Raw genomic sequence first — 21,748 nt, forward strand, 5'->3', positions numbered from 1 at the left:
TCCTTAAGAGTCTATATGCTCCCCGCGTTGCTACGACTGGCAGAAATCACAGCACTGGGGTAGCATGGGCTCAGTTAACTGTTTATTTGTACAGTGTCATGCGCAAGATCATTCACATCGACATGGACTGCTTCTTCGCGGCGGTGGAGATGCGGGACAACCCGGCCCTGCGAGAGGTGCCGCTCGCCATCGGCGGCTCGGCGGACAGGCGCGGGGTCATCTCTACCTGCAACTATGTGGCGCGCCGCTTCGGGGTGCGCTCCGCGATGCCGAGCGGCCTGGCCAAGAAGCTCTGCCCGCCGCTGGTGCTGATCCCGGGTCGCATGGCGGTCTACAAGGAGGTCTCCCGCCAGTTGAGGGGGATCTTCCTGCGCTACACCGAACTGGTGGAGCCCCTCTCCCTCGATGAAGCCTATCTGGACGTGACGGAGAGCCCCCATTGCGGCGGCAGCGCCACCCTGATGGCCGCCGAGATCCGTGCCGCGATCAACGCCGAGCTGGGGCTGACCGCCTCCGCCGGGGTGGCGCCCAACAAGTTTCTGGCCAAGCTCGCCTCCGAGCAGCGCAAGCCGGACGGCCTATTCGTCATCCGGCCCCAGGAGGTGGACGAGTTCGTCCGCCTGCTCCCCCTGGCCAAGTTGCCCGGTATTGGCCGCAAGACCGCCGATCGGCTGGAGTCCCAGGGGCTCTACTCCTGCGAGGATGCCAGGGCCATGAGCAGTGAGGAGCTGATCGCCCGCTTCGGCAAGTTGGGGGAGATGCTGACCGGTCGCATCTGGGGGCTGGACGATCAGCCGGTACAGGCTTCCAGGGTGCGCAAGAGTGTAGGGGTGGAGACCACCCTCAGCAGCGATGTGCTGGACGAGGAGGCTTGCTGGGCCGTGCTGAGTCGGCTCATCCCCGAGCTGGAGCTGCGCTTTGCCAAGGATTGCCCTGCCGAGATGCTGATGGGGCAGGGGATCAAACTCAAGTTTGCCGATTTTCAGCAGACCACCGTCTATCGCAAGGGGAGCTATCAGGCCGCTCGTTTCCACGATCTGCTGCACGAGGGGCTACACAGGGCTCAAGGAAAACCCATTCGCCTGCTCGGACTGGTGGTGGGGCTGCCGAGCACCGGGGAGCGCAATCAACTTAGCCTGGATCTGGGCTGATTTAGTTAAGTTTCTGTTTCCAAATCCGATACAGTGGTTACATCTGTAGAAGTTAGGAAATCATGCATGAGTTCTCTTTCTGTTCAGGGACGGATCACCCTGATAGCCGGTTGTTGCCTCCTGGCCAGTGCCGCTGCACTGGTCGCCTCATCCCTCTTCAACGCGGCCCGTATGCAGGAGCAGGTGCTCGCTTCCACTACCCTGGAGGCGCAGCACGCGGCAGAAAACTGGATGCAGGCCATGGGCGCCACCCAGGCGGCCAGAGTGACCAGCTACCTCGACGAGGCCTATTTTCGCGCCACCTTGCTGGCCGAGAATATTCTGTTTCAGCGCAAGAATGCAGCGGATAACTTCGTCCATTCCGAGGCATTGCGCGGCGCCGTGAATCAACAGCTGCAGGATGCAGCGGAATCCTCTGCCAACATGATCGGGGTCTACGGCGTGTTCGAGCCCAATCAGCTGGATGGCGAAGATGCCAACTATCAGGGCTCGACCGCCCTCGGGGCCAACGACAAGGGGCGCTTCTCCAGCTACTGGGCCAGGGTGGATGGCAAGGTGACCCTGGAGGTGATGGACGAAGCCATGCTGGCGAATGCCAAGCCGGGCGCCAACGGTCATCCCGAGAACGAGTGGTACAAGTGCAGCATCCAGTCACGGGCCCTCTGTCTGCTGGAGCCCTATCTCGACGAGGTGGGTGACCAGCAGGTGTTGATGACGTCGGTGACGGCTCCCTTGCTGGAGGAGGGCAACCTGCTCGGCATGGTGGGGGTCGATATTTCGCTGACCACCCTGCAGAGTCTGGTGGAGGAGATGGGCAAGACCCTTTATGGCGGACAGGGCAAGGTGCTGCTGCTCAGCCACGAGGGGCGGGTCGCCGGGGTTGAGGGCTTCCAGATCGCGCCGGGCAGCACCCTGGAGCAGCAGGACAAGGGGTTGGTGAGCGACCTCAACGGCTGGCTCGGCAAGGGGGAGGTAGTGACACGCTGGAGCCCGGACGGCGCCCTGCTGCAGACCTTCGTACCGGTACGCATGCGCGGCACGGATCGCAAGTGGGGTATCTATATCGAGCTACCTCGCGCCGTGGTGCTCGCCTCCGCCCTGCAGTTGCAGGGGGATCTCGAGAGCCAGTCCGACCGTAGCGTCCTCTCCCAGCTGTTCATCGGTGGCGTCATCTCGCTGCTCGCCCTGCTCTGCATCTGGTGGATGGCGCAGCGCATCGTCGCCCCTATCCGCACCGTGGTGGCCCGTCTCAAGGACATCGCCAGCGGGGAGGGGGATCTGACCCAGCGGATCAACTTGCAGCGGGACGACGAGATTGGCGAGCTGGCCAAGTGGTTCAACAACTTCCTCGACAAGCTGCAGAGCACCATCAGTCAGGTGATCGATACCGTGGCGGGCACCCGGGCCAGCGCGGTGCAGGCGGCGCAAGGGGCGGATCGCACCAGCGCCGGCATGCAGGCCCAATATCAGGAGGTGGATCTGGTGGCGACCGCGTTCGAGGAGCTGAGCGCCACCGCCTTGCAGGTGGCGGGAGATGCGAACTCGGCGGTACAGGCTGCCAACCAGGCCGACAGGGCCGCCCAGGAGGGCAAGGCGGTGGTGGCGGATACCCAGGCGGCCATGTCCCGCCTGATGGTGGTCATCAGCGATGCCAAGCCGGTGGTGGAGCGGCTGGCCGCCAACAGCGACAACATCAACGACATCCTGGCGGTGATCCAGGGGATCGCCGAGCAGACCAACCTGCTGGCCCTCAATGCCGCCATCGAGGCAGCCCGCGCCGGAGAGCAGGGCCGCGGCTTTGCGGTGGTGGCCGACGAGGTGCGCAACCTGGCGGGTCGCACCCAGAACGCCATCGTCGAGATCCAGAACCTCATCAGCCAGCTGCAGTCAGGCACCGAGGCGGTGGTCAAGGCGATCATGACGGGTCACAGCCAGGCGGACGTGACGCTGACCAAGGTGGAGCTGTCGGTGAGCGTGCTCGAGCAGATCATCCAGGCGGTCAGCACCATCCATCAGATGAACGAGCAAATAGCGACGGCAGCCCAGGAGCAGAGCGGGGTGGCGGACGAGATCAATCGCAACGTCAGCAACATCCGCGAGGTGAGCCACAGCATCCGGGCCGAGGCGGCGACCTCCGCCGACAACGGACGGGAACTGTCGCAACTGGCGGACAAGCAGCAGCATCTGGTGGGGCAGTTCAAGGTGTAAGGATTACAAAAAAGGCGCCATCCAACCGGAGGCGCCAAACACATTCAGATGACAGACTGGGTTAAATCCGATGGATTTAGCCCTTTCTTCCCGCAGAGGAAGAAACACAACACCACAATCATTGTCGGCTCGCTCACAAAAACCACATGTAAACCAACATGGAAGCAAAGAATGCGAGCCATATGACAACTGATTGCGAGGCGAATTATGTTTATTCACTGGTCGACCCGCAACCGACAATTTATAATGCGCCCCATTAGAAAAATTCATCGTCGGCCGATCCCATGTCTCGTCGTTTACCTCCGCTCAATGCACTGAAAGCGTTTGAAGCAGCGGCTCGTCACCTGAGTTTCACCCGGGCAGCGGAAGAGCTGTTCGTGACTCAGGCCGCCATCAGCCACCAGATCAAGGCGCTGGAAGAGTATCTCGGCATCAAGTTGTTTCGCCGCAAGAACCGCTCCCTGCTGCTGACCGAAGAGGGTCAGAGCTACTTCCTCGACATCAAGGACATCTTCGCCTCCATCTCCGAGGCGACCGACAAGTTGCTGGCCCGCAGCGCCAAGGGGGCGCTCACCGTCAGCCTGCAGCCGAGTTTCGCCATTCAGTGGCTGGTGCCAAGGCTGGTGAAATTCAGCGAGCGTCACCCGGATATCGACGTGCGGATCAAGGCGGTCGACATGGACGAAGGGTCCCTCACCGACGACGTGGACGTGGCCATCTATTACGGTCGCGGCAACTGGCCGGGGCTGCGCTCGGACAAGCTGCATACCGAGTATCTGATCCCGGTCTGTGCCCCCCTGCTGCTGAGCGGCCCCAAGCCCCTGCGCACGCCGGAGGATCTGACCCGCCATACCCTGCTGCACGATACCTCCCGCCGCGACTGGAAGGCCTGGTTCCGTCAGCTCGACATCGATGCGCCCAACGTGAACCAGGGGCCCATCTTCAGCCACTCCACCATGGTGATCCAGGCGGCCATCCATGGTCAGGGGGTGGCGCTCGGCCACAGCGTGCTGGCCCAGCCGGAGATCGAGGCGGGTCGACTCATCTGCCCGTTCGAGCAGGTGCTGGTGAGCAAGAACGCCTTCTATCTGGTATGCCAGGAGCAGCAGTCCGACCAGGGCAAGATAGTGGCCTTCCGCGACTGGATGCTGGAGCTGGTGGAGCAGGAGGAGGCCCGCCGGCGGGCCCGACTCGCCGATGGCTGAGGCGCTGGATGTGATCCGGGAGGGGGCGAGCGACGCCCCCGTTCGCATTCTGCTGGCCCATGGTGCCGGTGCTGACATGGCGCACGATTTCCTCGCCCGGCTCTCGGCCCTGCTGGCGGGGCCGGATATCGAGGTCGTGCGTTTCAATTTCCCCTACATGAGCAAGCGCGCCCTGGATGGCAAGCGCCGCCCGCCGGACCGGCAGCCCGTGCTGCTCGCCCACTGGCGGGAGATGGCAGAGGCCTTTGCCCATCCCAGGCTGTTTGTGGCGGGAAAATCCATGGGGGGACGGATGGCGGCGGAAATCGCCGACGAGATGAATGCTGCAGGATTGCTCATTCTCGGGTATCCTTTCCACCCCCCGGCCAAGCCCGACAGCTGGCGGGGCGAGGTGCTCAAGCAAATCAAGACGCCGACCCTGCTGTTGCAGGGGGAGCGCGATACCTTCGGCACTCGCGTCGAACTGGCTGACTTCCCCTTCTCACCCGCCGTATCGGTCCACTGGCTGACCGATGGTGACCATGGCTTCAAGCCGAGGAAGGCGAGCGGACTCAGCGAGCAGGATAACCTGCGGCTGGCCGCGGACAGCATGAGAAACTTCATCGCGACCACCCCGAGCCGGGGCTGATGGCTTGATAACAAGGAGAGAGGGATGCATATCCAGCGACACTGGCTGGTACTGGCCGGGTTCTTCGGCCTGACGGCCACCATGCTGGGGGCCTATGGGGCCCACGGACTGGCGGCGACCGGGATCAGTCCCGAGCGTCTGGCGGCGTTTCATACCGCCGTGCAATATCAATTTTTTCACGCATTGGCCCTGTTGATCCTGGGGTGGTGCGGGGTGCGCGGCAAGGTGATCACCTTCGCCGGTACCGCTTTTGTGCTGGGGATCCTGGGATTCTCTGGCAGTATTTATGCCATGGTGCTGCTCGGCAGCAAGGGGCTGGGGCTCATCACCCCGGCCGGTGGCCTCTGTTTTATGTTGGGATGGGCGGCTCTGATATGGGCCGGCTGTCGTCTTGGAGGAAAGAATGAATAATCTGCTGCTGTATTGCCGCCCGGGTTTTGAGAAAGAGGCGGCGGCAGAGATCACCGAGCGTGCCGGCAACATGCAGTGCTATGGTTTCGCCCGGGTCAAGGACGACAGCGGTTATGTGATCTTCGAATTGTATGACGAGGAGCAGGCGGATCTGCTGGCGCGCAAGCTGCCGTTCCGTGAGCTCATCTTCATCCGCCAGATGCTGGTGGTGACCCATGAGCTCAAGGATCTGAGTCTCTCGGATCGGGTCACTCCCATCCTGGAGGCGGCCAGTGAGTACGCCATCTGCGGCGATCTGCGGGTGGAAACCGCCGATACCAACGAGGCGAAAGAGCTGTCGGCCTTCTGCCGCAAGTTCACCGTACCCCTGCGCCAGGCCCTGCGCGGCAAGGATATTCTGACCAAGAAGGAGACGCCGCACCGCCCGGTGTTCCACGCCTTCTTCCTGGCGAACGACCATCTGATGCTGGGTTACTCCTACTCGTTCAACAACTCCGAATTCCACATGGGCATCCCGCGTCTGCGCTGCCCGGCGGATGCCCCGAGCCGATCCAGCCTCAAGCTGGAAGAGGCCTTCTACGTGTTCGTGCCGAAGGAAGAGTGGGACTTGCGCCTCACTTCCGGCATGAAGGCGGTGGATCTCGGTGCCTGCCCGGGTGGCTGGACCTATCAGCTGGTGCGCCGTGGCATGATGGTGACCGCGGTGGATAACGGCATGATGGCCCAATCCCTGATGGATACCGGTCAGGTCAAGCACATCCGTGACGATGGCTTCGTCTGGCGGCCGAGCAAGAAGAACATCTACTGGCTGGTATGCGACATGGTGGACAAGCCGGCCCGGGTGACTCACATGGTGGCCGACTGGTTCAGGGAGAACGACTGCCAGGAGGCGATGTTCAACCTCAAGCTGCCGATGAAGAAGCGCTACGCCGAGGCGGTGCACAACATCGAGGTACTGCGCGGCCTGCTCAAGGAGATCGACAACGCCTTCGTCATCCAGGCCAAGCAGCTCTATCACGATCGCGAAGAGATCACGGTGCACGTCTACAACAAGTACTGGGTCTCCAAGCTGGAAGCCAAGGCATAAGCTACCCGCCGATGTCCTCTGCGCCCGAGAATGGCTGAGGTCTATGGCATAAGCGATAAAAACGAAACCGGACGGGCCAACCCGTCCGGTTTCGTGCTATCTGGGACCATCAGAAGCGATAGTCGACCCGCATCATGGACTCGTCATCCGTGAGCTTGAGCTCCACCTGCAGGGGAATGGTCTTGTCGCTCGGGTTGAACTGCATCTTGACCCCATCACCCCTGAGTTTGACGGCGGTATTGATGCCGCTGACATTGAACTTGATCCTGGGTTTCTGCTTCTCGAAGGAAAGAGTCACGCTCTTCTCGGCGGTCAGATTCAGTTTCTGGTAGGGGGTGATGCTGCGGGTGCCATTGCTGTCGGTCATGACGTCCACGCCAAAAGAGAGGGGGTTGGGGGCCTGGAGCAAGTCATTGGTATCCACGGTGGATTGCCAGACCTGCTTGGCGGGTTCGGCCTGCTGGGGCGGCGGTGTCAGCCAGGCATTGTCGATGGGCCTGTCCAGGGCCATGGCAGCGCTGCTGAAAAACAGCAAGATGAAGGTCACGCGCATAGTGGATCTCCTTATCCTCCCTTTGAACATAGTATTCATCTGGCGTGGGGGGTAGGGGGATCCGGGATAAAACAAAGGGAGCCGAAGCTCCCTTTTTAAATCAATGAGTTGCTTGCAATCACAGGCGGTCGATGATGGCCTGGGTGAACTCGCTGGTGGAGGCTGAGCCCCCGAGATCCCGCGTCACGCGATCACCGGATTCGATAGTGGCTCGTACCGCATCGCGGATACGCTCGGCCTTGTCCTGCATCCCCAGATACTCCAGCATCTGGATGGAAGCGAGGATCACCGAGGTCGGGTTGGCGATGTTCTTGCCCGCGATATCCGGCGCCGAGCCGTGTACTGCCTCGAAGATGGCCGCCCCTTCACCGATGTTGGCACCCGGCGCCATGCCGAGCCCGCCCACCAGACCGGCGCAGAGATCCGAGAGGATGTCGCCAAACAGGTTGGTGGTGACCATGACATCGAAACGCTCCGGGTACATCACCAGGTTCATGCAGGCGGCGTCGACGATCATCTCTTCGCTCTGGATGTCCGGATAGCGACTGGCCACTTCCCGCGCTACTTCCAGGAACAGGCCCGAGGTGGACTTGAGGATGTTGGCCTTGTGAATGATGGTGACCTTCTTGCGCCCTTCCTGGCGTGCCAGCTCGAAGGCGAAGGTGACGATGCGCTCTGCCCCGTCGCGGGTGATGATGCTCATCGCCTCGGCGCTCTGGTTGTCGCTGCTGCGCTTCTGGCCGGCGCCCGAGTACATGCCTTCGGTGTTCTCACGCACCGTGATGATATCGATGTTGTCGTAGCGGCTCTTGGTGCCCTTGAAGGAGATGACGGGGCGTACGTTGGCGTAGAGGTTGAACTTCTTGCGCAGGGAGACGTTGATGGAGGTAAAGCCGCCGCCGACCGGGGTGGTGAGCGGGCCCTTCAGGCTGACCTTGTTCTTCTCAATCAGATCCAGGGTAGCCTGGGGCAGCAGTTCGCCGTGCTTCTCCAGTGCGACCAGACCGGCGTCTGCGTATTCGTAGTCAAAATCACAACCGGCGTGGGTCAGGATCTGGATGGCGGATTCGATGATGCTGGGGCCGATGCCGTCGCCCGGAATGACGGTAATTTTTCTTTTTGACATGAGGCGTATCCACTTCTAGGGGACAGAGGGGGAGGATTCGGCGGTTTTATACCATTTTTGCACCACTTTCTCCATGTTTCTTTACATATCTCCCATTTATATCAACAGTCAGCCAGGCCAGAGATGGGCGTTATGCTGGCCGGTTTTCACTCATGGGATCGTGTCGGGCTGGGGCGGGTAGCGGATATCTTTCAGGTTGAAGCCGAGGGGGATGTCTCGCTGCAGCCTGACCAGCCGCTGGGCCAGCAGGGCTTCGTCTTTGTGCTGACGCAGCTTGAGCAGGGCCTTGCCGGCGTCTTCCTGCTCGCAGGCGATGAGCAGGCTGGCCAGATCCCCGTGCTGCTGCAACAGCTGGGTTGCCGTCTTGGGGCCGATGCCGGGGACCCCCTTGATGTTGGAGCCGCCTATGCCGGTCAGCGCCCAGAAGTCCACCAACTGGGCGGGGGCGACCCCATATTGCTGCTGGACGAAGGCCGCATCCAGCCAGCGCTTGTTGAAATGATCCCGAACCTGGATCTGCGGGCAGATGAGCTGGCAGAACCCCTTGTCGGTGGAGATGATGGTGGCCCTTGCCTCGTGCTGGGCCACCCCGCAGGCCAGCGTGGCGACGAGATCGTCCGCTTCGTCGGTTTCGGAGAGCAGCGCATCGACGCCGCACTCCCAGAAGGCATCCTGCAGCTCGGACAATCCCTCTTTCAACTCTGCCGGCATGGGGGTTCGCCCCTCCTTGTAGGCCGGATAGATCCCCTTGCGCCAGCTCTGCACATCGCTCTCCCCATCGAAGACCGCGATGGCGTGGGTCGGCTCACTGGCCGCCAGCAGCTTCTTGCAGGTATTGATGAGGTTGGCCCGGGTGGCGAGCAGCGCCTGGACCGGGGTGAGCCCCTGCTGGGCCTGTACGGCATGCAGGCGGCGGATGAGGTTGAGGGCATCGATGATGAGCAGGTGTGGCCTGGGCTGTGACATGGGGCTCTCTCGCAGATCTGGGAGCCCATTGTAACAACTGGGGGGCATGATGCTAACCCTCTCTTGACACAAGGTCTTGATAATGAAAGAGGAGCCTCTGGGCTCCTCTCTGGATCATCGCGTATTCGCGCTTGCCTATTTCACGATCTCGTAGCAGGGAATGTACTGGCTGCCAGGCAGCTTCATCCGCTGCTGCTTGACGAAACTTTCCAGCAGCCTGTCCATCAGGTGCATCAGCTCCTTGTCCCCGTGGATCTTGAAGGGCCCCTTCTTCTCGATGGCGCGGATGCCGCCTTCCTTCACGTTGCCCGCGACTATGCCCGAGAAGGCGCGGCGCAGGTTCGCCGCCAGCAGCTGGGGTGGCTGGTTGCGGTGCAGATCCAGGCTCGCCATGCTGGCGTGATCCGGCTCGAACGGCAGCTGGAACTCGGGCTCTATCCGCAGGGACCAGTTGAAGGAGTAGGCATCCCCCACCGACTTGCGGTACTCGCGGATCTTGGGCATGGCTTCTTTCATGACCCGCGCCACCTCGGGCGCATCGCCGATGATGATGCGATAGAGGCTGGTGGCCGTCTCGCCCAGGGTGGCCTTGACGAAATCGTCGATGGCGCGGAAGTAGTCGGCGCTCTCCTTGGGGCCGGTCAGCACGATGGGGATGGGTTGGCGCTCGTTGGCCGGGTGCATCATGATGCCGAGCAGATAGAGCAGCTCCTCGGCGGTACCGACGCCGCCCGGGAAGATGATGATGCCGTGGCCGAGGCGCACGAAGGCCTCCAGCCGTTTCTCGATGTCCGGCAGGATCACCAGCTCGTTGACGATGGGGTTCGGCGGCTCGGCGGCGATGATGGAGGGCTCGGTCAACCCGATGTAGCGGCCGTTGCGCACCCGCTGCTTGGCGTGGCCGACGGCGGCTCCCTTCATGGGGCCCTCCATGGCACCCGGGCCGCAGCCGGTGCAGATGTTGAGTTCCCGCAGCCCCAGTTCATTGCCCACCGCACGGGTGTACTGGTACTCCACCTCGTTGATGGAGTGACCCCCCCAGCAGACCACCATGTTGGGATCGGCCCCTGGCAGGATCGCCTTGGCATTGCGCAAGATGGCGAACACCACGTTGGAGATATGAGTGGAGCTGGTCATGTTGACCTGGCGGTTGGATTCCAGCTGGGTGGTGACATAGAGGATGTCGCGCAGCACGGAGAAGAGATGTTCCTGGATGCCGCGGATGATTTCGCCATCGACGAAGGCATGCTCGGGGGCATTGAACAGCTCGAGTTTGACCCCACGCTCGCGTCGGATCACGTGGATATCGAAAGATTTGAAGCGCTCCAGTATCTCCTTGGAGCTGTCGGTGTGACTGCCCGAGTTGAGTACCGCCAGCGAGCAGTTGCGAAACAGTTGATAGATATCGCTGGAGGCGGTCTGCTTGAGGCGGTCCACCTCGAGTTGTGACAGCAAGTCCATGCTGCCGACCGGATTGATGTGGGTGATCATAATTTCCCCTTCACTCGCTTGTTATCGTTGTGTTTTCCCTGGGGAGAGAACGGGATGCAACAGCATCCCTCATCTTCGATAGTAGAGGCAAGGAGGTGGGGAGGGGAATAGGGGGCGAGTGCGTTTGTGCGCTTTTTGACCGGCAGTCAGGCCGGATTCAGGCCAGATTGACCTGATCCCGTCCCGAATGCTTGGAGCTGTAGAGTGCCTTGTCGGCCCGCTCGAACGCATCCGTCGCGTGATCACCCGGGCGGAACAGGGTGGCACCGATGGAGATGGTGATCTCGACCCGGGTGTCCCTGAATCGGAACGGAATGTTCTTGACGGTCTGGCGCAGGTTCTCGAGGGGTTTGAAGTACTTGTCCGGATTGATGTTCGGCAGCAGCACCACGAACTCCTCCCCCCCGAAGCGGGCGATGAAGTCGGTGTCCCGCAAGGCCTTCTGCAGCGCCTTGGCGACCACTTTCAATGCCTTGTCACCGGCCATGTGGCCGTAGTTGTCATTGATGTTCTTGAAGTGATCGATGTCGATGATGGCCAGACACAAGGGGGTGCCGTAGCGCAGCCAGCGCTTGTATTCGAGCTCGATCCGCTCATCCAGCGCCGCCCGGTTGTGTACCTGGGTCAGGCTGTCCAGGAACAGCTTGTGCTTCTGGATGGTGAGCCGCTTCTTGTACTCGGCGGTCTCCTCCTTCATCAGCCGCAACTTGGCTTCCATGTTGGAGAGATGGGTCAGCAGGTGGCGCTCGCGCCCTGCCATGGCCTCTCTTTCCTGTTGCAGACGGCGGATGGTATCCAGGTGCTCGCCAATGGCCCCCTTGAGGGCTGCCGGCGAGTCATGGATGGTCAGGGTCTGATCGATGGCCGTCAGCTCCCGTTCCAGGGCCTGCCCGCTCAGATGGGAGGCATTTTGCAGGGCCCGCCCTTCGTCCAGGGATTCGGTGAAGCCGAAATGGACCGAAGAGAGGCTTTCGTTCAGGGTGCTGAGGAACGTCTGGGAGGATTTGCGCTCCTCCCGGGTGCCCTCGATGATGAGCTCGATGATCTGCAGACAGATCTCCGCCAGCAACTGCGGCGTGACGCCATTCAGCAACTGGCGGCGAATGTCTGCCAGGCTCTCGCCGACGGCGCCGGCGAAGTCGAGTTCGGTGATGAGTCGCTGCAACTCGTCGGCAATCTGGGCATGGGCCTTCACATCGAAGGGATCGGACGCCTCGGGGGAGGAGAGTTCGGTGGTCATCTCCTGGGTCGGGGCGAGCAGTGGCTGGCGAGGCAGCAGCTGGATCTTGATGGCCTGCTGGTAGAACTCCAGCAAGCGGATCACCTTCTTCTGATGATCGCCGATGCCATAACCCTTGGGGCTTGCCAAGAACTCCTTGAGGGAGCGACGGCTCTCTTCCGGGAACCCCTTGAGCTGCTTGAGCTGTTTGCTGCCGAGTTCGATGGCGGACAGGGTCAGCCCGATGGACTCCTCCAGCGCGTTGCTGTGTTGTTGCAGCAGCTTCTCGATGAGCGCCAGATCGCCATCGAGTGAAGAGAGGGGAGGGTTGCCATCCAGTTTCTGCTTGAGCTTGGCGAGGCGGTTGTCCAGTTCACGATCGTGGCCGTGGCAGGCTTGCATCAATTTGCCGATAAACTGGATGCCGCGGGTTCGTTCGGCATCGGAGAACGAGGCCATGCCATCGAGCTCCTGCTGTTTCTGCTGGAGGGATTCCCTGAGTCTTGCCAGTTGTCCTGTTACGGCAGCGATATCATTCATTGTTCAGGTCGCCCTGTTGTCATTATCGTTTTGTGTCGTCCAGCAACAGTAAGCCAATGAAAGACCCCGTTGAGTACCTTTTTTACGGATTATCCAGCACTTTCGTCCGTGTGAGTGCTTGCCAGTTAACCCATTGCTTTTCATGAGAAGAATTTACTTTTACCAGTCCCTTGTCAATCGCCATCAAGCCGCATTGCCACACATCACCATTAAAGAATGCGGCCTGCTGACAATCGATGGCAGCCAGCTCCAACCAGGCGTTTTGCTGGTGTTTTTCACTGAGTTGCATGGCTCCGGACAGTGCCAGATAGCAGAGGTCGAACAGGCCGTGATGATCGAGGGCCGTCGCCGCCTTGGGGAGGAAGGGGTGGCTGACAATGCCAAGGCTGATGTGCCTGTCCAGTTCGTAGTCGCAGGGGAAGGCGGCGAGGCTTGCCAGCAGCTCTTGGGCCAGCTGGTGCAAATGGGCTACGTGGCGCTGTGGCACCACATAGAGCAGATGCCCCTCGCGCAGGTCGTAGATCCGACCGTCCCGGGGCGTCAGCTTGTTGACGTAGTCGCCGAAGGCCTGCTCTATCTCCCGGCTGACCTGATAGCCGTGCTGTTCCAGAGCGCTGACCAAGAAAGGTACCCGGAACAGCAGATAATGCAGCTTGTCATCAAATTCGCTGTCGGTACGTTCACTTAAATACCAACGCTCGGATTTTTGCTGGCGCTTGGCCATCTCCCGCGGCCAGCGACTCATCAGCCGTTGCCAGTTGGCAAGACCGCTGCGTGGTTCGATCAGAAGCGCCTCCCCCAGTTGCTTGGCCCTCAGGCGGGCGACCCGAAGCTTGAGCCAGAGGGTGAAGAACAGATAGATGAAGAGCGCCAGCAGCAGGCCGGTGCTGACACTGGACCAGAGGTAGCGCTCCTGCTGATGTTCGCTGGCATCGAGCTTGTTTTCCAGCTCCTTGACCTGCTGGGCCCGCTCCACCTGGGCATAGTTGTCACGCACCGCCTCCTGCTCCAAGTCCAGTTGCTGCTGACGCACCAGTTCACTGCGCTGGTGGTACTGCTTGTAGCTGCCCAGTGCCTGCTTGAGGTAGCCCTTCTGCTCATAGGCGATGGCCAGCAGGCGGAAAATATTCAGCTGGCGGCGGATGTCGCCGGTGCGATTGGCGAGGCTCAGGGCATTCTCCAACTGCAGGATGGCGATGGCCGCCTCCTTTTGCTTGAGGTGCAGTTCACCGAGCAGCAGCAGGGTATCGATGAGGGATGACTTGTCATCTCCCAGCTCGTGGGATTGGCGGGCGGCGTTGAGATAGTTGCGGGCCAGCGTCAGGTTGCCGGTCTGCAGATAGGTCTTGCCTATCTCGAACTTGAGGTGGGCGATACGGGTACGATCGCTGCCCTCGTCCAGCAGATCCAGCGCATTGAAGAAGTAGACCAGCGCCATGTTCATCTCGCCCTGTTCCCGGTTGAGGCTGGCCAGTACGATCAGCGCATCGCTCAGCAGGGATGGGTTGCCGAGGGCGTGGAAGTAGTTGGCGGCCTCGTTGGCGTACTGCAGCGCCTTCTGGGGCTCCTGCTCTTCCTGGTAGAGCTTGACCATCTGGTTCGACAGCAGGCCGAGGAAGAGGGGATCCTGCACGCCCCTGGCCTGTTGCTGGGCATCGATGTATTCACCGAGGGCGAGCTGGGGCTGCTTGAGGGCATGGTAGAGATCGCCGCCGACGGCGCTGACCCAGGCCTGGGAGAGGGGGTTGCGTGCCTGTTCGGCCCAGATCCTGGCATCGGCCAACTGCTGCTTGGCGATGTCGAACCTTTGCCCCTCGATGCTGGCGTTGATGTGCAGCAGGCGGCTGTAGACCTGAAGCTGGCTCTCTTTGAGGCTGGGGTTGGTCAGCAGCTTGTCCAGGTCATCGAGCAGGATGGCGCTGGCGTTGTGGGAACCCTGCAGCATGTTCTGGCTGCGGATCTTGAGGTAGAGGCCATGGGCCTCCAGCTCGAATTGCTGCTCTTTCTTGGCGAGGGCGATGCCTCGATCGAGGGACGCCTGGGCCTCTTTGTATTCTCCCAGCTGATCGAGACACTCTCCTTTCAGCAGGTGGGCACCGGTTGCCTGGGTGGCGGTGCCGTAATTCAGCATGGGCTCGCGATAGCCATATTCCTGACGATTGCTGATGATCTGCTTGGGATTATTGGCGGTGCGCTCGAGGAAGGAGGAGGCCAACTGAACGCATCTGGCGGGATCGGTCAGCACCAGGGTCTGGGCCTGCTGCAGATCGATCGACAATTGCTCCTTGGCCAGATCCAGATCCGGAGCCGACAGGGAGGTCATCATCATTGCCAGAAAAAACAGTTGATTCATTGGATTAAGAGCGGCACAGGGGTGCAGGCATGTTATCCAAGCCGACCCCTGTGCGTCCACCATTTACTGAGGGACGAAAGGCATCAGAAACCCCTTCCATGAATGCATCCGGCGCTCATTGGCGGATGAGCCGCAGGTTGGCGGGAACCGCCTCCCAGTCGCTGCGGAAGGGGTTGATGTCGAGCCCGCCACGGCGGGTGTAACGGGCATAGACGGTCAACTGATCCGGGCGGCAAAAGTGCTTGAGATCCATGAAGATGCGCTCGATGCACTGCTCGTGGAATTCATTGTGCTGGCGAAACGAGATGAGGTAGCGCAGCAGCTTCTCCCGATCAAGGCGCGGGCCGTGGTAGCGGATCACCAGCGAGCCCCAGTCCGGCTGGCTGGTGACCAGGCAGTTGGACTTGAGCAGGTGGCTGTGCAGCGTCTCTTCGACGATCTCGCTGCCTGCGGCCCCTTGCAGCAGGGTCTCGTCGAACTCGTAGTGGTCGATCGTTATATCCTGCTCATCGATGCACTCACCGGGCAGGCTGGCTATCTGATGAGGCGCCTGGTCCAGGGGGAAGAGGGTGACCTGAACCGGCGCACCGGCGCAGGCGCTCAGATCCCGGGTCAGCATCGCCTGCACCGCGTCCATGGAGTCGCAGCGGGTCTGGTTGAAAGAGTTGAGGTAGAGCTTGAACGATTTGGACTCGATAAGATTCGGGCTTTGGGCCGGGACTGAGACCTCGCCGAGGGCCACCACGGGCTTGCCCCTGGCATTGAGCCAGGAGAGCTCATACAGGGTCCAGACGTCGCAGCCCTCGAAGGGCAAGTCCGCCTCACCCAAGCCAAGGTCGTCACGGTTCAGGCTGCGGGGCACGGGTTGCAGCAGGCTCGGGGTGTACTGGCTGATGTAGGCCGCCTGCTGGCCCAGGCTCAGGCCCTGCAGCGCGCTGGCGCCTGCGTATCTCTCTTGTTTGCTCATGCTTGTCTGCCCAGGAGTTTGATGGTGCAATAGCCGGATTTTTCGGTCATTCAGCGCGGCTATTTGGGGTCGTTATTGTGGGGGATTTCGATGTCGGATCAAGTCTTGTCTGCCCTTGGGCAGTTTTTTTTACGCTGGCAACGCGATGGTGAGGCGAGACGAGGGTTGCCTCTGTGTGACTGGGAGGCGGATTGGCGCTCCCCTTGCGAACTGGACGGCCCCAAGGAGGGCAAGGTCGCCTGGCGCCCGCAGCAGCGTCCTGAGCCGGCGGACTTCGACGCCATGAACGAGGCGCTGGAATTGACCCTGCATCCCGCCGCCATCGCCCTGTTCGGTCACTGGTTCAGCCGCCCTCTTCCTTGCCTCTACAAGGGGCTGCGCATCGAGCTCATCCTGCCCTGGAACGAAGCGGATCTGGATCTGCTCAAGGAAAACCTCATCGGCCACCTGCTGATGCTGCGTAAATTGAAGCGCTCGCCGTCGCTTTTTATCGCCACGACCCGCAACGAGATGACTCTGGTGTCGCTTGACAACGAAACCGGTCAGGTGTGGCTGGAGTGGCTGGATTCCGGCCGCCGCCTGACCCTGGCCCCCTCGCTGCCCGCCTTCCTGGCGCGGCTGGAAACCCTGCCCCAGTGAGCGGTCACTGACCAGGAGACCCTCGCCATCCGGCAAGGGCCTCCTGTCTTGACGCGGCGGATTAGCGAACGTGGGTCAATCCTTGAAATCCCAGGAGAGATTGGAGACGAGGCGGCACCCATCGCACTTGAAGTCGAAGATCTCGTGCAGGGGGGCGGCGAGTGTCCAGTCGCCACCGCAGCCAGGGCAGGGGCGACGACGCTCCTCCTCGGCACTCAGACCGCCGACCCGATAGAGGTAGTAGTAGGTCGGGATGCCGGAGAGGGCTTCCAGCCGTCTGACCAGATCGCTGCCACGGCGGTGCAGTCGGCTTCCCACCTCGCCAATCTCGTGCAGGGCGGCGTGTTCGGCGATGGAGCCATTCATCTGCAACTGGTCGCAGGCCTCCCAGTCTTCCTGCCACTTGATGATCTGCTTGTGATCGCCGTTGGCGATGGCGGGCAGACGATAAAGTGGGATGGGGGCGAAGTGGTCACCGCAGCGCAGGGGCGAGCAACTGTGCAGGAAACTGGTATAGAGCAGCATCCAGCTGGGCCGCTCACCATCCTGGCCACAGGGGTCCGTGCTGTCTGAGAGCAAGTCCATGCCCTGCAACTGTACCTTGGGGGCCAGCAGCCCGGCCTGGTGCAGGCCCTGTTCGGCCAGGGCGACCTGTTCGCTCTGGTTGTCAGGGTGCAGGCTGTCCTGCTCCGGGCAGACCACCCGGCTGATGAAGCAGCCCTCCTGCATGCTGGTGGGAAACTCCCGCCCCAGGATCTGGCCCTGGTAGCGCAACATGTCGAGATAATTGACGATGGCGGCTTCGGCCTCACCGAGGGAGGTGTCGCGATAGCATTCGAAATGCAGTTCGAGGATGTACATGGCAGCCTTATTCAGCGCGCTGCAACAGCAGGGCGGTCAGGCGATCGACTTTTTGTTCGAGGCGGTTGAGCTGATCGCTCAGGGCTTGCAGGTTGATCCCATCGGGTTGGGGCTGCGCCGCCGCGGGCTCGGCGGCCGGTTCGACCGTCTGCGGCTGCTGCTTCCACTGGCTCAACACCTTGAGCAGCTCGGCCATGGGCACGGGCTGGCTGAGGCGCGCCTTGACCATGGCGGTGGAGGGGGTGATCCCCTTGGCGTTCAGCTCGTTGGCAATGCGGATGATCTCTTGGGCTGACATCTGGTTTTCTCACTGCGACCTGACGGGGGTCGTCTTGCTGCGGGATTAAAGAGGAGAGAGCTTAAACAAAGCCTGCCCATCAGGAAAGCAGGCGCGATGGGGCTGCGTTAATTTGGCTGGCGCAGCATCACATCCAGTTGGTCGATGGCTTCCGACCAGTCCGAATCATGCCAGAGGGCATCGCGCAGGAAACCGGCCTGGGCCGGGTTCCAGAAGCTGGCCTCGGGCAGCAGGGTCTGGTTGTCCAGGCTGTGCTCGCGGATGAAGCGGTGCAGGCTCATCTCGTCATTGGCAAGGCCGAGCTGGGCGAAGAGGGCGGCCATGTCGTGGGTCAGCAGTTCCATTTCGTCTCTCCTTGGCGGGATTTTCGAAATTATAGCCAGACTGGCACGCCCCGTGGGCAGGCGCCGCCCTGCATTGGGAGTCAGGACGGTATGCGATGGGGCGGCAGTTCGACCCCGACCACGTGCAGCCCCTGCATGCAGAGCTGGCCCTGATAGTGGCTCTCGCCATCGCTTGAGAACTCGAACTGGTAATAGGTGAGCAGACGCAGCGGCTTGTGCCCCAGCGCCCTGTGGCTGCGGGCCAGAGAGAGCAACTGCAGATCGTGGTGCTGGCAGTAGCGTCTCATGTATTGCCAGGCAATTTCTGCCTGACGGCGCTGTTGCCAGAAGGCGCCACCGGCAAGCAGCAGGAGCAGGATTCCGAGCATTTCTCCCATCAGCGGGTTCCTTGTGCTGAACATCATCTGTGATGGCCGATCGCCCAGGCGACCCGTTGGGGGCGCCTGGCGATCATGCCGGTAAACTCGCGGCCCTAGGCCGAGGCGAACAGCCGACCGATGGCCTGACCGAGCGCGTCGCTACGCTCGGGATCACGCAGCCTGGCCAGCATATCATTTCGCAGGGCCGGCAGGGTGACCAGCTCGGCAAAGACCTGATTGAAAAACTGGGTGGGCTGCAGCGCGAGCTGCTCTAGGAACAGACTCAGCAGCGCCGGGCTGGCCAGATCGGGCCAGAGTCGACCGGCGATGGCGAGCAGCAGGGCCGGGCTCGGCTGGGTTTGCAGCAGGGTCAGCAGCTTGTTGGTACGCAGACTGTTGCCATTGCAGGCGGCGAGCGCCCGGCACAGGTAGGCCAGGGTTTCGGCATTGGGGGCCGCGCACTCCTGCTCCTTGCCAATCCGCTCGAGCAGGGCCCCTTGCAGCGCCGGGGGCAGGGGAGCGTTCTCCAGACTTTGACACAAGGCATAGAGCGGGGCATCGGGCAATCTGGGCAGCGCCTTGCACACCAGCGCGAGGTTGCGCTCATCCTGCAGGCGTTCGGCCAGATCGGCGAAGCCTTGCAGCCCCAGGCTCTGCCAGCCTTCTTCTCCGGGCGCCGCCAGATAGTGGCAAAGGGCATCAAAGTAGGTGGAGGGAGCCTGCTCCAGCTGACGGGCCAGCTTGGCGTGCAGGCTCGCCATTTTGGCTTCGGCCGGGCGGAAGGTGTAGGGGTTCTCGGCCAGCCGCTCGGCTTTCTCCTCGTCCAGCTCACCGGTCAGCTTGTAACCCAGGGTCTCGACCACCTGATCCATGAAGTGCTTGGGACCGGCGGCCATGAGCAGGCCGCGCTCATCGAGGGCAAACTTGAGGAACCAGAGATAGTGTCTGGCTTCATCCGGCTGGAAGAAGTGCACGGCGAGCCAGGCGTGTTGCTGCAAGGGCCAGGGGTAGGGCTCCTGTTGCTGCTCGATGCGCGAGAAGTGATCGCTCGCCAGCGGGCGCACCTGGCGGCCCATGTCGAACAGCTGGAACTGGGTGTTGGCCTGGGTCAGGAATTCGGTCAGCGTGTTGATGCTGGGGGGAGTGGCAGACATGAGGGGATCCGGCAGAGAGTGATGTCGGCGATTATAAGGAGGCCGCACCCGATAGCCAACCCGGGGTGAACATGACGGGGCCGTGGCAGCCGGGGGAGGGGCGGTGTATAGTAGCGCCCCTTTTTGATAGGCATGTTTGATGAGTGTGGCCCCCTGGTCGGGTGGGCCCCGCGATGAAGAGGAGGTCGAGATGAGTCAATATCTGCTGGTAGCCGGACTGTTGGGAGAACTGACCGCCGAGTTGCAGCGCCTTGAGCGCTGGCAAGCGGAACACCCGGGGAGTGACGCCCTCGCCAGCGAGCTGCCGTTTTGCGTCGATACCCTGAGCTTTGATCAGTGGCTGCAGTTCGTGCTGATCCCGCGCATGGAACAGCTGGTGATGCTGCAGGCACCGCTGCCGACCAGCATCTCCCTCTACCCCATGGCGAGCGAAGTTTATAAAGAGGAGCTGGCCGAGGTGGAGGGGCTGCTGCGTCTCATCGGCCGCTTCGATCTGCTGCTCTCCGGCAAGATAGTGGAGCAATGAGGCTGATGGCCGGTGTGGCGCATCGCGACGAGATCCGGCTTCACAGCTCCATGCCAATATAACGTATCGAGTTATTGCCATTTGGTGGTGTTTTTATGAAGTTAACCCTGCTCTATCAGGATGACTGGCTGGTGGCGGTGAACAAGCCGTCCGGTCTGCTGGTGCATCGCAGCTGGCTCGACAAGGCCGAGACCCGCTTCGCCATGCAGATGACCCGGGATCTCATCGGCGGGCGCCATGTCTACCCGGTGCACCGGCTGGACAGACCCACCTCCGGGGTGCTGCTGTTTGCTCTGGATCCTGCGGTGGCCCGTACATTGACCTCGGCCTTCGCCGCTCGCCGTGTGCAGAAGGAGTACCTGGCGCTGGTACGTGGCTGGGCGCCGGAGCAGGGGCTCATCGATTACCCGCTCAAGGAGCAGCTGGACAAAATAGCCGACGCCATGAGCGATCCCGATCGCCCGGCCCAGGAGGCGGTGACGGAGTTTCGCCGTCTCCATCAGGTGGAGCTGCCCCATGCCGTCTCCAAGAAGCACCCCACCAGTCGCTACAGCCTAGTGCGGCTCTTCCCCAAGACGGGGCGCAAGCATCAGCTGCGTCGCCATCTGGATCACCTGTTCCACCCCATCGTCGGTGATACCACTCATGGCGACGGCCGCCACAATCGCTTCTTCCGCGAGCACTATGGCTGTGATCGCCTGCTGCTGGTGGCCCATCGCTTGAGCTTCGAGCACCCTGTGCTCAAGGTGCCGATGCGGATCCAGGCGCCGCTCGGGCCGCAAGTGCTGGAGCTGTTTGCCAAGCTGGGCTGGCCCGCCAGCGAGAGCGACTACGCCCTCTGACCCCCGTTATCATCTGTTGCCTCTGGCCGGGCTGTGGCATGCTGTAGGCCACGTCAGTCAGAGGAACAGGTGATGATTCAACAAGATACCCTGCCAGTTACCCCCTACGCCCGGCCTGTTGCCAAGGCCTGTGCTCCCCGCGTGCCCGCCTGCCTGTCTCACTCACCCCATGGGGAGGTGCGCTGATGGCCGAGATCGATATCCTGGTCGGCTCCGTCTACGGTTCGGCCATGCTGGTGGCCGAAACCCTGAGCGACCATCTGCAGGCCAAGGGCCATGTTTGTCATCTGTTCGATGAGGCCGAGCTGGCCGACATCGATGCCTCTCGTTTCTTGCTGGTTGTCACCGCGACCACGGGGCAGGGGGACATCCCCCCCAATCTGCAATCTTTTGCCAGTGCCCTGAGCGATGGCGCCCCTTATATGAAGGGGTGGCGTTATGCCCTCATCGCCATGGGGGACAGCAGCTACGAGCATTTTTGCGGGGCGGGTCGCAAGCTGGATGAACTGCTGCAGGAGCTGGCGGCCGAGGCCCTGGTACCCAGGCTGGAGATCGATGCGACGGTGGAAGATGAACCCGAAGTCGCAGCCTTGGCCTGGCTGAAAACCTGGGAAGACAGGCTTTAATTTCTCTCTCTCGGCCGTTGGAAATTATCCCCCGTGGAACCATCCCGGGGGATCGTTATTTTGGGACTCACTTAACCTTCTCTTCAAATATATCCCTCAACTTGTCAGGTTATTTTTTCCCTGAAAAACGACCTGCTTATCCTCGTTATTAATCGGCACGGCGACAAATCAGAAAATTAAAAGTTCCCCATTGA

Annotated in this window: 22 protein-coding genes; 10 read left to right on the forward strand and 12 right to left on the reverse strand. The window is 61.5% G+C overall.

From position 1 onward, the window contains the following. Positions 1-98: 98 nt before the first annotated feature. The 6 genes from dinB to rlmM all read left to right on the forward strand — a co-directional run bounded on the left by dinB (position 99) and on the right by rlmM (position 6,690). Positions 99-1,151 carry a DNA polymerase IV gene (dinB, locus tag ABNP46_RS05020; RefSeq protein WP_349921329.1) on the forward strand — a complete coding sequence of 351 codons (1,053 nt, stop codon included), beginning with the start codon at positions 99-101 and terminating at the stop codon, positions 1,149-1,151. Between the two features lie 66 nt (positions 1,152-1,217). Next, on the forward strand, positions 1,218-3,359 hold the full coding sequence (locus ABNP46_RS05025; protein WP_349921330.1) for a methyl-accepting chemotaxis protein: 2,142 nt from the start codon (positions 1,218-1,220) through the stop codon (positions 3,357-3,359). Between the two features lie 284 nt (positions 3,360-3,643). Continuing rightward, the gene (locus tag ABNP46_RS05030; protein ID WP_349921331.1) at positions 3,644-4,564 is read left to right on the forward strand and encodes a transcriptional regulator GcvA; all 921 of its coding nucleotides are present in this window, start codon (positions 3,644-3,646) and stop codon (positions 4,562-4,564) included. Continuing rightward, a complete protein-coding gene (locus tag ABNP46_RS05035; RefSeq protein ID WP_349921332.1) occupies positions 4,557-5,192 on the forward strand; it encodes an alpha/beta family hydrolase in 636 nt (211 codons plus the stop codon). Before ABNP46_RS05030 ends, ABNP46_RS05035 begins: the two co-directional genes overlap by 8 nt. A 24-nt stretch (positions 5,193-5,216) precedes the next feature. Next, entirely contained in the window at positions 5,217-5,603 is a 387-nt protein-coding gene (locus ABNP46_RS05040; RefSeq protein WP_349921333.1) for a DUF423 domain-containing protein, read from the forward strand. Beyond that, complete coding sequence (gene rlmM, locus ABNP46_RS05045) at positions 5,596-6,690, forward strand: 23S rRNA (cytidine(2498)-2'-O)-methyltransferase RlmM (RefSeq protein WP_349921334.1); 1,095 nt, start codon at positions 5,596-5,598, stop codon at positions 6,688-6,690. The genes ABNP46_RS05040 and rlmM overlap by 8 nt, the downstream gene beginning before the upstream one ends. A gap of 109 nt (positions 6,691-6,799) precedes the next feature. Here rlmM and ABNP46_RS05050 read toward each other — a convergent pair whose 3' ends face one another. The 7 genes from ABNP46_RS05050 to queF all read right to left on the reverse strand — a co-directional run bounded on the left by ABNP46_RS05050 (position 6,800) and on the right by queF (position 15,905). Then, positions 6,800-7,243 (reverse strand): hypothetical protein, encoded by a 444-nt coding sequence (locus ABNP46_RS05050; protein WP_349921335.1) that lies wholly within the window; start codon positions 7,241-7,243, stop codon positions 6,800-6,802. Positions 7,244-7,361: 118 nt separating this feature from the next. Then, complete coding sequence (locus tag ABNP46_RS05055; RefSeq protein WP_349921336.1) at positions 7,362-8,369, reverse strand: isocitrate dehydrogenase; 1,008 nt, start codon at positions 8,367-8,369, stop codon at positions 7,362-7,364. A gap of 150 nt (positions 8,370-8,519) precedes the next feature. Further along, on the reverse strand, positions 8,520-9,335 hold the full coding sequence (xni, locus tag ABNP46_RS05060; protein ID WP_349921337.1) for a flap endonuclease Xni: 816 nt from the start codon (positions 9,333-9,335) through the stop codon (positions 8,520-8,522). Positions 9,336-9,470: 135 nt separating this feature from the next. Continuing rightward, positions 9,471-10,826: a nucleotide 5'-monophosphate nucleosidase PpnN gene (gene ppnN, locus ABNP46_RS05065; RefSeq protein WP_349921338.1), complete on the reverse strand. Its 1,356-nt coding sequence runs from the start codon at positions 10,824-10,826 to the stop codon at positions 9,471-9,473. Positions 10,827-10,983: 157 nt separating this feature from the next. Beyond that, a complete protein-coding gene (locus ABNP46_RS05070) occupies positions 10,984-12,585 on the reverse strand; it encodes a GGDEF domain-containing protein (RefSeq protein WP_349921339.1) in 1,602 nt (533 codons plus the stop codon). Positions 12,586-12,667: 82 nt separating this feature from the next. Continuing rightward, a complete protein-coding gene (locus ABNP46_RS05075; RefSeq protein WP_349921340.1) occupies positions 12,668-14,938 on the reverse strand; it encodes a hypothetical protein in 2,271 nt (756 codons plus the stop codon). A 115-nt stretch (positions 14,939-15,053) separates the two neighbouring features. After that, positions 15,054-15,905 carry an NADPH-dependent 7-cyano-7-deazaguanine reductase QueF gene (gene queF, locus ABNP46_RS05080; RefSeq protein WP_349921342.1) on the reverse strand — a complete coding sequence of 284 codons (852 nt, stop codon included), beginning with the start codon at positions 15,903-15,905 and terminating at the stop codon, positions 15,054-15,056. Positions 15,906-15,995: 90 nt separating this feature from the next. Here queF and syd point away from each other — a divergent pair, with 90 nt between their 5' ends. Next, positions 15,996-16,544: a SecY-interacting protein gene (gene syd / locus ABNP46_RS05085; protein ID WP_349921343.1), complete on the forward strand. Its 549-nt coding sequence runs from the start codon at positions 15,996-15,998 to the stop codon at positions 16,542-16,544. 75 nt (positions 16,545-16,619) lie between these two features. Here syd and ABNP46_RS05090 read toward each other — a convergent pair whose 3' ends face one another. The 5 genes from ABNP46_RS05090 to ABNP46_RS05110 all read right to left on the reverse strand — a co-directional run bounded on the left by ABNP46_RS05090 (position 16,620) and on the right by ABNP46_RS05110 (position 19,560). Beyond that, the gene (locus tag ABNP46_RS05090) at positions 16,620-17,405 is read right to left on the reverse strand and encodes a Zn-ribbon-containing protein (RefSeq protein WP_349921344.1); all 786 of its coding nucleotides are present in this window, start codon (positions 17,403-17,405) and stop codon (positions 16,620-16,622) included. A gap of 7 nt (positions 17,406-17,412) precedes the next feature. After that, on the reverse strand, positions 17,413-17,703 hold the full coding sequence (locus ABNP46_RS05095; RefSeq protein ID WP_349921345.1) for a hypothetical protein: 291 nt from the start codon (positions 17,701-17,703) through the stop codon (positions 17,413-17,415). Between the two features lie 107 nt (positions 17,704-17,810). Further along, a complete protein-coding gene (locus ABNP46_RS05100) occupies positions 17,811-18,047 on the reverse strand; it encodes a DUF2789 domain-containing protein (protein WP_349921346.1) in 237 nt (78 codons plus the stop codon). Between the two features lie 80 nt (positions 18,048-18,127). Beyond that, on the reverse strand, positions 18,128-18,424 hold the full coding sequence (locus ABNP46_RS05105) for a DUF3301 domain-containing protein (protein ID WP_349921347.1): 297 nt from the start codon (positions 18,422-18,424) through the stop codon (positions 18,128-18,130). 95 nt (positions 18,425-18,519) lie between these two features. Then, positions 18,520-19,560 carry a DUF3549 family protein gene (locus ABNP46_RS05110; protein ID WP_349921348.1) on the reverse strand — a complete coding sequence of 347 codons (1,041 nt, stop codon included), beginning with the start codon at positions 19,558-19,560 and terminating at the stop codon, positions 18,520-18,522. Between the two features lie 190 nt (positions 19,561-19,750). Here ABNP46_RS05110 and ABNP46_RS05115 point away from each other — a divergent pair, with 190 nt between their 5' ends. The 3 genes from ABNP46_RS05115 to ABNP46_RS05125 all read left to right on the forward strand — a co-directional run bounded on the left by ABNP46_RS05115 (position 19,751) and on the right by ABNP46_RS05125 (position 21,554). Then, positions 19,751-20,086, forward strand: coding sequence for a YqcC family protein (locus ABNP46_RS05115; protein ID WP_349921349.1), 336 nt, complete (start codon positions 19,751-19,753; stop codon positions 20,084-20,086). A gap of 95 nt (positions 20,087-20,181) precedes the next feature. Beyond that, entirely contained in the window at positions 20,182-20,928 is a 747-nt protein-coding gene (gene truC, locus ABNP46_RS05120) for a tRNA pseudouridine(65) synthase TruC (RefSeq protein ID WP_349921350.1), read from the forward strand. A gap of 185 nt (positions 20,929-21,113) precedes the next feature. Beyond that, positions 21,114-21,554 (forward strand): flavodoxin, encoded by a 441-nt coding sequence (locus ABNP46_RS05125; protein WP_349921351.1) that lies wholly within the window; start codon positions 21,114-21,116, stop codon positions 21,552-21,554. Positions 21,555-21,748: the final 194 nt, after the last annotated feature.

The sequence above is a fragment of the Aeromonas veronii genome (assembly GCF_040215105.1).
GTDB classification, from domain to species: Bacteria; Pseudomonadota; Gammaproteobacteria; order Enterobacterales; family Aeromonadaceae; genus Aeromonas; species Aeromonas veronii_G.

What these genes read in the sequence shown, in the direction of transcription:
- rlmM (WP_349921334.1), top strand. Translation starts at nt 5,596, where the DNA reads ATGAATAATCTGCTGCTGTATTGCCGCCCGGGTTTTGAGAAAGAGGCG.
- ABNP46_RS05090 (WP_349921344.1), bottom strand. Translation starts at nt 17,405, where the DNA reads ATGTACATCCTCGAACTGCATTTCGAATGCTATCGCGACACCTCCCTC.
- ABNP46_RS05025 (WP_349921330.1), top strand. Translation starts at nt 1,218, where the DNA reads ATGAGTTCTCTTTCTGTTCAGGGACGGATCACCCTGATAGCCGGTTGT.
- ABNP46_RS05115 (WP_349921349.1), top strand. Translation starts at nt 19,751, where the DNA reads ATGAGTCAATATCTGCTGGTAGCCGGACTGTTGGGAGAACTGACCGCC.
- ABNP46_RS05035 (WP_349921332.1), top strand. Translation starts at nt 4,557, where the DNA reads ATGGCTGAGGCGCTGGATGTGATCCGGGAGGGGGCGAGCGACGCCCCC.
- queF (WP_349921342.1), bottom strand. Translation starts at nt 15,905, where the DNA reads ATGAGCAAACAAGAGAGATACGCAGGCGCCAGCGCGCTGCAGGGCCTG.
- ABNP46_RS05125 (WP_349921351.1), top strand. Translation starts at nt 21,114, where the DNA reads ATGGCCGAGATCGATATCCTGGTCGGCTCCGTCTACGGTTCGGCCATG.
- ABNP46_RS05055 (WP_349921336.1), bottom strand. Translation starts at nt 8,369, where the DNA reads ATGTCAAAAAGAAAAATTACCGTCATTCCGGGCGACGGCATCGGCCCC.
- truC (WP_349921350.1), top strand. Translation starts at nt 20,182, where the DNA reads ATGAAGTTAACCCTGCTCTATCAGGATGACTGGCTGGTGGCGGTGAAC.
- ABNP46_RS05030 (WP_349921331.1), top strand. Translation starts at nt 3,644, where the DNA reads ATGTCTCGTCGTTTACCTCCGCTCAATGCACTGAAAGCGTTTGAAGCA.
- ABNP46_RS05110 (WP_349921348.1), bottom strand. Translation starts at nt 19,560, where the DNA reads ATGTCTGCCACTCCCCCCAGCATCAACACGCTGACCGAATTCCTGACC.
- ABNP46_RS05040 (WP_349921333.1), top strand. Translation starts at nt 5,217, where the DNA reads ATGCATATCCAGCGACACTGGCTGGTACTGGCCGGGTTCTTCGGCCTG.
- dinB (WP_349921329.1), top strand. Translation starts at nt 99, where the DNA reads ATGCGCAAGATCATTCACATCGACATGGACTGCTTCTTCGCGGCGGTG.
- ABNP46_RS05105 (WP_349921347.1), bottom strand. Translation starts at nt 18,424, where the DNA reads ATGGGAGAAATGCTCGGAATCCTGCTCCTGCTGCTTGCCGGTGGCGCC.
- ABNP46_RS05100 (WP_349921346.1), bottom strand. Translation starts at nt 18,047, where the DNA reads ATGGAACTGCTGACCCACGACATGGCCGCCCTCTTCGCCCAGCTCGGC.
- xni (WP_349921337.1), bottom strand. Translation starts at nt 9,335, where the DNA reads ATGTCACAGCCCAGGCCACACCTGCTCATCATCGATGCCCTCAACCTC.
- syd (WP_349921343.1), top strand. Translation starts at nt 15,996, where the DNA reads ATGTCGGATCAAGTCTTGTCTGCCCTTGGGCAGTTTTTTTTACGCTGG.
- ABNP46_RS05075 (WP_349921340.1), bottom strand. Translation starts at nt 14,938, where the DNA reads ATGAATCAACTGTTTTTTCTGGCAATGATGATGACCTCCCTGTCGGCT.
- ABNP46_RS05070 (WP_349921339.1), bottom strand. Translation starts at nt 12,585, where the DNA reads ATGAATGATATCGCTGCCGTAACAGGACAACTGGCAAGACTCAGGGAA.
- ppnN (WP_349921338.1), bottom strand. Translation starts at nt 10,826, where the DNA reads ATGATCACCCACATCAATCCGGTCGGCAGCATGGACTTGCTGTCACAA.
- ABNP46_RS05050 (WP_349921335.1), bottom strand. Translation starts at nt 7,243, where the DNA reads ATGCGCGTGACCTTCATCTTGCTGTTTTTCAGCAGCGCTGCCATGGCC.
- ABNP46_RS05095 (WP_349921345.1), bottom strand. Translation starts at nt 17,703, where the DNA reads ATGTCAGCCCAAGAGATCATCCGCATTGCCAACGAGCTGAACGCCAAG.